This window comes from Stenotrophomonas sp., from assembly GCF_032103445.1.
Classification (GTDB): domain Bacteria; phylum Pseudomonadota; class Gammaproteobacteria; order Xanthomonadales; family Xanthomonadaceae; genus Stenotrophomonas.
Window position 1 is genome coordinate 1 of record NZ_DAMDFR010000109.1, and the last position, 8249, is coordinate 8249.

Annotated in this window: 7 protein-coding genes; 2 read left to right on the forward strand and 5 right to left on the reverse strand. The window is 63.4% G+C overall.

The genetic code is table 11. From position 1 onward, the window contains the following. Nucleotides 1-129 precede the first annotated feature (129 nt). The 5 genes from gyrB to dnaA all read right to left on the reverse strand — a co-directional run bounded on the left by gyrB (nucleotide 130) and on the right by dnaA (nucleotide 7196). Nucleotides 130-2589 (reverse strand): DNA topoisomerase (ATP-hydrolyzing) subunit B, encoded by a 2460-nt coding sequence (gyrB, locus tag RT551_RS20680; RefSeq protein ID WP_313461974.1) that lies wholly within the window; start codon nucleotides 2587-2589, stop codon nucleotides 130-132. A gap of 109 nt (nucleotides 2590-2698) precedes the next feature. Then, complete coding sequence (recF, locus tag RT551_RS20685) at nucleotides 2699-3808, reverse strand: DNA replication/repair protein RecF (protein WP_313461977.1); 1110 nt, start codon at nucleotides 3806-3808, stop codon at nucleotides 2699-2701. A gap of 679 nt (nucleotides 3809-4487) precedes the next feature. After that, on the reverse strand, nucleotides 4488-5588 hold the full coding sequence (gene dnaN, locus RT551_RS20690) for a DNA polymerase III subunit beta (RefSeq protein WP_313461980.1): 1101 nt from the start codon (nucleotides 5586-5588) through the stop codon (nucleotides 4488-4490). Nucleotides 5589-5609: 21 nt separating this feature from the next. Next, nucleotides 5610-5828, reverse strand: a complete 219-nt coding sequence (locus tag RT551_RS20695) for a hypothetical protein (protein ID WP_313461982.1) — start codon at nucleotides 5826-5828, stop codon at nucleotides 5610-5612. Nucleotides 5829-5864: 36 nt separating this feature from the next. Then, entirely contained in the window at nucleotides 5865-7196 is a 1332-nt protein-coding gene (dnaA, locus tag RT551_RS20700) for a chromosomal replication initiator protein DnaA (RefSeq protein ID WP_313461984.1), read from the reverse strand. 253 nt (nucleotides 7197-7449) lie between these two features. Between dnaA and rpmH the strand changes: the two genes are divergently transcribed. Further along, a complete protein-coding gene (rpmH, locus tag RT551_RS20705) occupies nucleotides 7450-7590 on the forward strand; it encodes a 50S ribosomal protein L34 (protein WP_006404565.1) in 141 nt (46 codons plus the stop codon). A 5-nt stretch (nucleotides 7591-7595) separates the two neighbouring features. Then, nucleotides 7596-8084 carry a ribonuclease P protein component gene (gene rnpA, locus RT551_RS20710; protein WP_313461986.1) on the forward strand — a complete coding sequence of 163 codons (489 nt, stop codon included), beginning with the start codon at nucleotides 7596-7598 and terminating at the stop codon, nucleotides 8082-8084. The last annotated feature ends 165 nt before the right edge of the window (nucleotides 8085-8249 follow it).

The window sequence follows — 8249 nt, forward strand, 5'->3', positions numbered from 1 at the left end:
CCCGGCAGGGCGGGCGGCGGCGGAGGCGTCGCGGACGCCGACGGGGCAGTAGCAGACATCGAATACCTGGCAGCAAGGGTGAAATCCGGCCGGTTGCGTCACGCAACCGACCGGATTGGACCGATTGTGTCAGATATCCAGGTTGGAGACCCGCAGCGCGTTGTCTTCGATGAAGTCGCGGCGCGGCTCCACCACGTCGCCCATCAGGGTGCTGAAGATCTGGTCGGCGGCGACCGCATCTTCAATGCGCACCTGCAGCAGGCGGCGGGTGTCCGGGTTCACGGTGGTGTCCCACAGCTGCTCCGGATTCATTTCACCCAGGCCCTTGAAGCGCTGGATCTGGCGGCCCTTCTTGGCTTCTTCAAGCAACCAGTTGCGCGCCTGGGCGAAGCTTTCGATCTCTGCCGACTTGGCACCGCGGCTGATCTTGGCACCGGCACGCACCAGACCATGCAGCAGCAGCGAGGCCTGGTGCAGCGCACGCAGCTCACCGGTTTCAAATGCCGCCAGCGGCAGCACCTGGATCAGTTCCTCGCCCATGTGGCGGCGCGTGACCAGCACGGCGGCCGGACGTTGCTCAGTGGGTTCCTGCAGTTCCAGGACGAAGCGCGGTGCACCCAGGCTGCCCTGGTTGAGACGCTTGGCCAGTGCGGACAGGCCTTCGTCATCGCCAGCCTTGCGCAGGTGCTCCAGGTCCATCGGGGTGAAGTCGACCAGCGCTTCGAGCACCTGACGGTCATAGCGGTGCGCGTTGCGGTCGATCGCTTCCTGCGCCGAGGCGTAGGCGAGCAGCAGCTTTTCGAGGTTGACGCCTTCGATGGCCGGTTCGTTCTCGGCCGGAATCAGGCCGGCGTTTTCCACTGCACTGCTGGCCAGATAGGCGTCCAGCGCCGGGTCGTCCTTCAGGTACAGCTCCTGCTTGCCCTGCTTGATCTTGTACAGCGGCGGCAGGCCGATGTAGACGTGGCCACGCTCGATCAGCTCCGGCATCTGCCGGTAGAAGAAGGTCAGCAGCAGGGTGCGGATGTGGGCACCGTCGACGTCGGCGTCGGTCATGATGATGATGCGGTGGTAACGCAGCTTGTCCGGGTTGTACTCGTCGCGGCCGATGCCGGTACCCAGCGCGGTGATCAGCGTGCCCACCTGATCGGACGCGAGCATGCGGTCGAAGCGGGCGCGTTCCACGTTGAGGATCTTGCCGCGCAGCGGCAGCACCGCCTGGTTCTTGCGGTTGCGGCCCTGCTTGGCCGAGCCACCTGCGGAGTCACCCTCGACGATGAACAGTTCGGACAGCGCCGGATCTTTTTCCTGGCAGTCGGCCAGCTTGCCGGGCAGGCCGGCGATGTCCAGCGCGCCCTTGCGGCGGGTCAGGTCACGGGCCTTGCGCGCGGCTTCGCGGGCGCGGGCGGCGTCGACGATCTTGCCGGCAATGGCCTTGGCTTCGTTCGGGTTTTCCTGCAGGAACTCTTCCAGGCGCGCGCCGAACGCGTTTTCAACGGCCGGGCGCACATCCGAGCTGACCAGCTTTTCCTTGGTCTGGCTGGAGAAGCTGGGGTCAGGCACCTTCACCGACAGCACCGCGATCATGCCTTCGCGCATGTCGTCGCCGGTCAGGTTGATCTTGGCCTGCTTGGCGATGCCGTTCTGTTCAATGTAGTTGTTGAGCACGCGGGTGAGCGCGCCACGGAAGCCGGCAAGGTGGGTACCGCCGTCCTTCTGCGGAATGTTGTTGGTGAAGCAGTACATCGTCTCCTGGTAGGAGTCGGTCCACTGCAGCGCCACTTCCACGGTGATGCCGTTGTGCTCGCCGGTGACCGAAATGACGTTCGGGTGCAGCGGGGTCTTCAGCTGGGCCAGATGCTCCACGAAGCTGCGGATGCCGCCTTCGTAATGGAAGTCATCGCGACGGCCTTCGCCGCGCTCATCCTGCAGAACGATCTTGACCCCGGAGTTGAGGAACGAAAGTTCGCGCAGGCGGCGCGCCAGGATGTCGTAGTGGAACTCGGTGTTGCCGTGGAACGCGACCACCGACGGCCAGAAGCGCAGGGTGGTGCCGCGCTTGCTGCTGGCTTCCACCTGGGCCAGCGGGCTGACCGCGGCACCGTTGCTGTATTCCTGGTGGTAGTGGAAACCGCCCTGGAAGATGTCCAGGGTGAGCTTCTCGGACAGGGCGTTGACCACGCTGACGCCCACGCCGTGCAGGCCGCCGGAAACCTTGTAGCTGTTGTCGTCGAACTTGCCGCCGGCGTGCAGCACGGTCATGACCACTTCGGCTGCAGACACTTCGCGGCCGAGCTTGGCGCTCATCTGCGCGTGTTTGCCGGTGGGAATGCCGCGACCGTTGTCGGATACAGACACCGAACCGTCGGCATGGATGGTGACCGCAACGTAGTCGGCGTGGCCGGCGAGGGCTTCGTCGATGGAGTTGTCGACCACCTCGAACACCATGTGGTGCAGACCGGTGCCGTCATGCACGTCACCGATGTACATGCCGGGACGCTTGCGCACCGCTTCCAGGCCTTCCAGGGCGGTGATGCTGTTGGCGTCGTAATTGCCGTTGTTTGCCGGGGTGTTCTGTTCGTCAGTCATTGCGCTTGCCGTAGGCTCCGCAGGTCGGGCACCGCCAGGGCGGGGCTCCGAGGAATAAGGGATTGCAGGGGGAAATTATACCAGCCGGGCAGGGTGGCCCCCGTTGGCACTATGGCACACCGCCGGATATGGGGTTCAGCTGACCATGTTCCACGTGGAACCGAGTGATGTGAGTGGCGTCGGCCAAGGCCGCCGGGGTTTCGGTGGCGGTGATGAAGATCTGCGCCGGTCCGGTGCGCAGCCGCTCCAGTACCCGGCCCTGATGTGTACGATCCAGCTCCGAGGCGAGGTCATCCAGTGCGATCACCGGCCATTCGCCGCGCTGCTCGGCATAGTCCTCGGCCTGTGCCAGCAGGCAGGTGAGGGCCGTGAGCTTGGCCTGCCCGCGGGAGAGCGCATCACGTCCCGGAATCTCGGCAAAGCCCACGCTCCAGTCGGCGCGATGTGGGCCAACGGAGGTGTAGCCCTGTTGCCGATCGCGATCGCGGGCCAGCAGCAGCGCATCGGCCAGCGGAAGTTCGTGCTTTCGCCAACCCGGGCTCAGGGTGAGCGACTGGATCTGCAGATTCGGAGCGAGATGCTGTGCCAGTTCCACAGTTCGGTCCTGCAGACGCTCCAGGTACTGCTGACGGCGTGCTGTCAAAGGCTCACCGGCCTCAGCGAGCTCGCGGTCCCACGCATCCAGGGCCTGCGCATGGCCCCCCTGTTTGAGCAGGGCATTGCGCTGCTTGAGTGCCCGGGAGTAGCGGCGCCAATGCGCAAGAAAGTCTGGTTCCACGTGGAACAATCCCCAATCGAGGAACCGGCGCCGGGGTTCGCCCCCGCCACTGACCAGGGCATGGCTGCCGGGCTCGAAGGTCACCACGGCCAGCGCGGCACACAGGTTGCCGAGCTGCGCGACGTCCTCGCCGTCCAGGCGTCCTTTCCAGTCCTGGCCGGTGTGGTGCAGCCCGGCCTTGCGTCGCGTGGCCTGCTCGGCACCCGATCGCTGCTCCTCCCACTCGACAAATACGTCCACGGCTTCCCGGCCCTGGCGCACCAGGCCATCGCGGACGCGGCCGCGGAAGCTGCGGCCATAGGCCATCAGGTGCAAAGCCTCCAGCACGCTGGTCTTCCCGGCACCGTTGTCGCCGGTAATCAGGTTGATGCCGGGTTGCGGAGCCAGTTCCACGTGGTCGAAACGGCGGACGTTGTGCAGGGAGAGCCGGCGGATGTACATGCGAAGGGTGCAGGGGATCAGTCGACCAGCTTACTGCATTGCCACCGACTCCCGTGGTAACGCGCCATGCGCGTCTGCTATCGGCCGCGACGCCTCAAATTCTTTGAAATCTGGAGAAGCCTCTGGGTCTCTGCCCAGCAGATTTCAAAGAATTCGCGGGTTTTACGGAAGCCCCTGCGGGCTTGGTTCCACACCACGATCCACGCGGGCGCCGGTTGTCCACAGCCCCTCGGTATGAGCTCTTCGCAAGCATGGGGCAGGTTGTGGATAAAAAAGGCCTCATTTCAGGGCAGAAAACATATCCACAGCTTCACCCCCACCCCCAAGGGCCTTTTTACAGGGGGTTTCACCCCTATATTTCCCTTCATATTCAATTAGATAAGGTAGTTTTCAACCAAATCTGACTCTACCATCACCACATAGCTTTAGATTTATATACAGATTTAAAGCTTGGGACGGGCAGCTGGGCGACCATCTCGGTTGTAGAAGATCGCAAAGTGGGAACAGACCACGCGAAGAGCAGCCACGCAGGGCGTGGCTCTACGGGTATCCGATTCCGCGGTGTCCAAGCGAGTTTGAAATGATGCTCCACGTGGAACATGCAAAAAGAAACCCGGCGTTGAGCCGGGTTTCTGATTTCGCTTCGCTTGGTTCCACGTGGAACCTGGCATGACGCAGGTCAGAGACGCAGCGGCATCACAACGTGGCGCGACTTCTCGCTGCTGGCTTCACGCACCAGCGCCGAGGAGTTCGAATCGCGCAGCTGGATGACCACGTGCTCGTCGCGCAGCGCCGACAGGGCGTCCAGCAGGTAGTTCACGTTGAAGCCAATGGCCAGATCGCTGACGGTGGTGTCGGCCTCGATCTCTTCCTGGGCTTCTTCCTGTTCCGGGTTATGCGCGCTGATCTTCAGATTGCCCGGCGACACTTCCACGCGGATGCCACGGTACTTCTCGTTCGACAGAATCGCAGCACGCTGCAGCGAGGCGCGCAGAGCTTCACGGTCGACCTTCACTTCGCGGTCGGCGCCAATCGGAATCACCGCTTCGTAATCCGGGAAGCGGCCGTCGATCAGCTTGGAGGTAAACGTCACATCGTCGCGCTTCACGCGCACGTGGCTGCGGCCCACTTCCAGCTCGATCTCACGATCACCGCTTTCCAGCAGACGCTGCAGTTCGGTCACGCCCTTGCGCGGCACGATGATCTGGCGCTTGGCGCCGCTGGCCTTTTCCAGGTCGGTTTCGCACAGCGCCAGGCGGTGACCATCCGTGGCGACGGTGCGCAGTGCATCACCGCGCAGGTCAAACAGCAGGCCGTTGAGGTAGTAGCGCACGTCCTGCTGGGCCATGGCGAACGCGGTGCGCTCGATCAGTTCCTTCAGGGTGGCTTCGCCGATGGCGACGCGCTCGGTGGCCTCCACTTCGTCCACCGACGGGAAGTCGTTGGCGGGCAGCGTTGCCAGCGTGAAGCGGCTGCGACCGGCCTGCACGGTGATCTTGTCACCGCTCTGCGAGACGGTGATCCGGCTGCCGTCGGGCAGGGCGCGGATGATCTCGAACAGCTTACGCGCCGGAATGGTGGTTTCGCCGTCTTCGGCGTCTTCAACCGCGATCCGCGACACCATCTCCACTTCCAGGTCGGTGCCGGTCAGCGACAGCTGACCCTTGTTCACCTGTACCAGGAAATTGGCCAGAACCGGCAGGGTCTGGCGGCGTTCGACCACGTTGACGACTTGTGCCAACGGCTTGAGAAAGGCTTCGCGATGCAGTGTGAAACGCATGTGGTTCCGTGCCCCTATGCTTTAAAAAAATGTGGAATAAATCAAAAGCTTGGTGGTGCTGGTAGAGCCAGATTTGCTGGAAAACACAGTCAAGTCTTTGAAAATAAAGGCTTTTACGGCCTCGAAACCCTCTGTATTACCAGCCCCCAAGGGGTGGGGAATGCTGTGGATAACTTTACGCTGAAAATTTCCAGCCGTTTTATCCACATGCTGTCCCGCGCTTGCTACCGGATTCTGCACCGTTTTATGCGGTGACGAGAAGATCTGGCTCCTGCATCATTCGCTCAACTTCCGGATCAGCTTGTCCCAGTCCTCACGCAGCTTGCCGTCGGTCTCCATCAGGGTGCGGATCTGCCGGCAGGCATGCAGCACCGTGGTGTGGTCGCGACCGGCAAACGCATCGCCAATCTCGGGCAGGCTGTGCTCGGTCAGCTCCTTGGTCAGGGCCATGGCTACCTGGCGGGGACGGGCCAGCGACCGGGTCCGGCGCTTGGACAGCAGATCCTTGATCTGCAGCCCGTAGTAGTCGGCCACGGTTTTCTGGATGTTGGGAATGCTGATCGCCTGCTGCTGGGCACGCAGCAGGTCGCGCAGGGTTTCCTGGGCGAAGTCAGTGGTGATCGCGCGGCCGGTGAAGTTGGCGCGGGCGGTCAGGGTATTGAGCGCACCTTCCAGGTCGCGCACGTTGGAGCGCATCTTCTTGGCAATCAGAAACGCCACATCGTCGGGAATCTCGGCACCGCGCTCGCGGGCTTTGGCCAGCACGATTGCAGCACGGGTCTCGAAGTCGGGCGGCTCGATCGCCACGGACAGGCCCCAGGCCAGGCGCGACTTCAGCCGCGCTTCCAGCCCTTCCACTTCGCGCGGGTAACGGTCGCAGGTCAGAATGATCTGCTGCTTGCCGTCGAACAGAGCGTTGAAGGTGTGGAAGAACTCTTCCTGGGTGCGGTCCTTGCCGGCGAAGAACTGGATGTCATCGATCAGCAGCGCGTCCACCTGCTGGAACTGGCGCTTGAACTGGTCCATGGTCTTTTCCTGCAGCGCCCGGATCATGGCGCTGAAGAACTGCTCCGAACGCAGGTACAGCACCTTGGCGCCCGGGTTGGCCTGGCGCATGGCATTGCCGGCGGCGAACATCAGGTGGGTCTTGCCCAGGCCGGTGCCCCCGTACAGCAGCAGCGGGTTGTGCGCGCGGTCGCCCGGCTTCTGCGCCGCCTGGAACGCGGCAGCCAGACCCAGCTGGTTGCTGCGGCCTTCGACGAAGTTGGCGAAGGTGTAGTGCGAATCAAGGTTGCCGGCAAACGGCACCATCGGTTCGGCCGCTGCCTGGGCTGCGGGCGTCGCAACCGGCGCAATCTGCGCCTCTACCGGGCGCGGACGCGAGCCGATTTCAAGAAATACCTCGCGGTAACCGGCGAAATGGTCCATCAGTTCGCGGATCCGGGCCAGATACAGCTCCCGCACCTGGTCGACGATGAACTGGTTCGGCGCGTACAGCACCAGGCTGTCCGGGCGCACGTCTGCCTGCAGCGGCTTCAACCAGGTGTGAACATCTTCAGGCGGAAACTCCGCTTCTAGACGTTCGAGAGATTTGGACCACGCATCCATCGGCAATTTTCGTCTGGGGCCTGTGGATGGGCGCACGAAGCCGCCGCGCCACAGGCCGGAAGGGGAAGAAATGGATGGCGCAGACTACCACTGACGGGCAGGTCCGGGAATGCTTGTCCCACACTTATTCACAAAAACATCCACAGCTATTGCACAGGCCGGTGAAATCCCGTAGTGACATGGACTTGACGCGACCCCAACCAGGTCTATAGAATTTCCGGTTCTTTCCGTCCCCTTCTTACAGAGGCCCAGCATGGCCACCAAGCGCACTTTCCAACCCAGCAACCTCAAGCGTAAGCGCGACCATGGCTTCCGTGCCCGTATGAAGACCGCTGACGGCCGCAAGATTCTGTCGCGTCGCCGCGCCAAGGGCCGCAAAGTCCTGAGCGCTTGATTGCAATGCCGCACTCTGCGGCAGACGCAATCCTGACTGTGAGCAGTTCCGACCCGCGCAAGCGATTTCCTCGCTCTGCGCGGGTTCGTACGCGTGCCGAATATACAACGGTTTTCAACGGCGCCCGCCGTGTGTCCGACCCCCTCATGACCCTCCACTGGTGCCAAGGCGACAAGCCCGCCCGGCTGGGTCTGGCGGTGTCGCGCAAAGTCGACCCCCATGCCGTGGGTCGCAACCGGATCAAGCGTGTGCTGCGCGATGCCACACGCCACCTGCGCCCGTGCCTGAAATCCGGCGACTACGTCGTCGTGGCGCGCGCCGCCGCCCGTACGGCCAGCAACGCTACCCTCCGCCAGGCCTTTGAACGCCTGCTGCGCCGCCTTGGCGCATTGCCGATGCCGGGCGCGGACGGCACAATGCCGCCGCCCGGGGGCATTGCCCCTTCCTTGTCCGAACCGGCACCTGATGCCGGTCCAGCAGAGCCTCCACGCTGATGAACCAGACCCGCGTTTTCCTGATTGTTGCCTGGCTGATGGTGGCCGTTCTGCTGTGGATGGAGTGGGGCCGCGACAAGGCCGCGCCGGCTCCGACCACCCCGGTGGCCACCCAGACCCAGGGCACCGTGCCCGGTCCGGCCGGCAGCGTGCCCAGCGCCAACG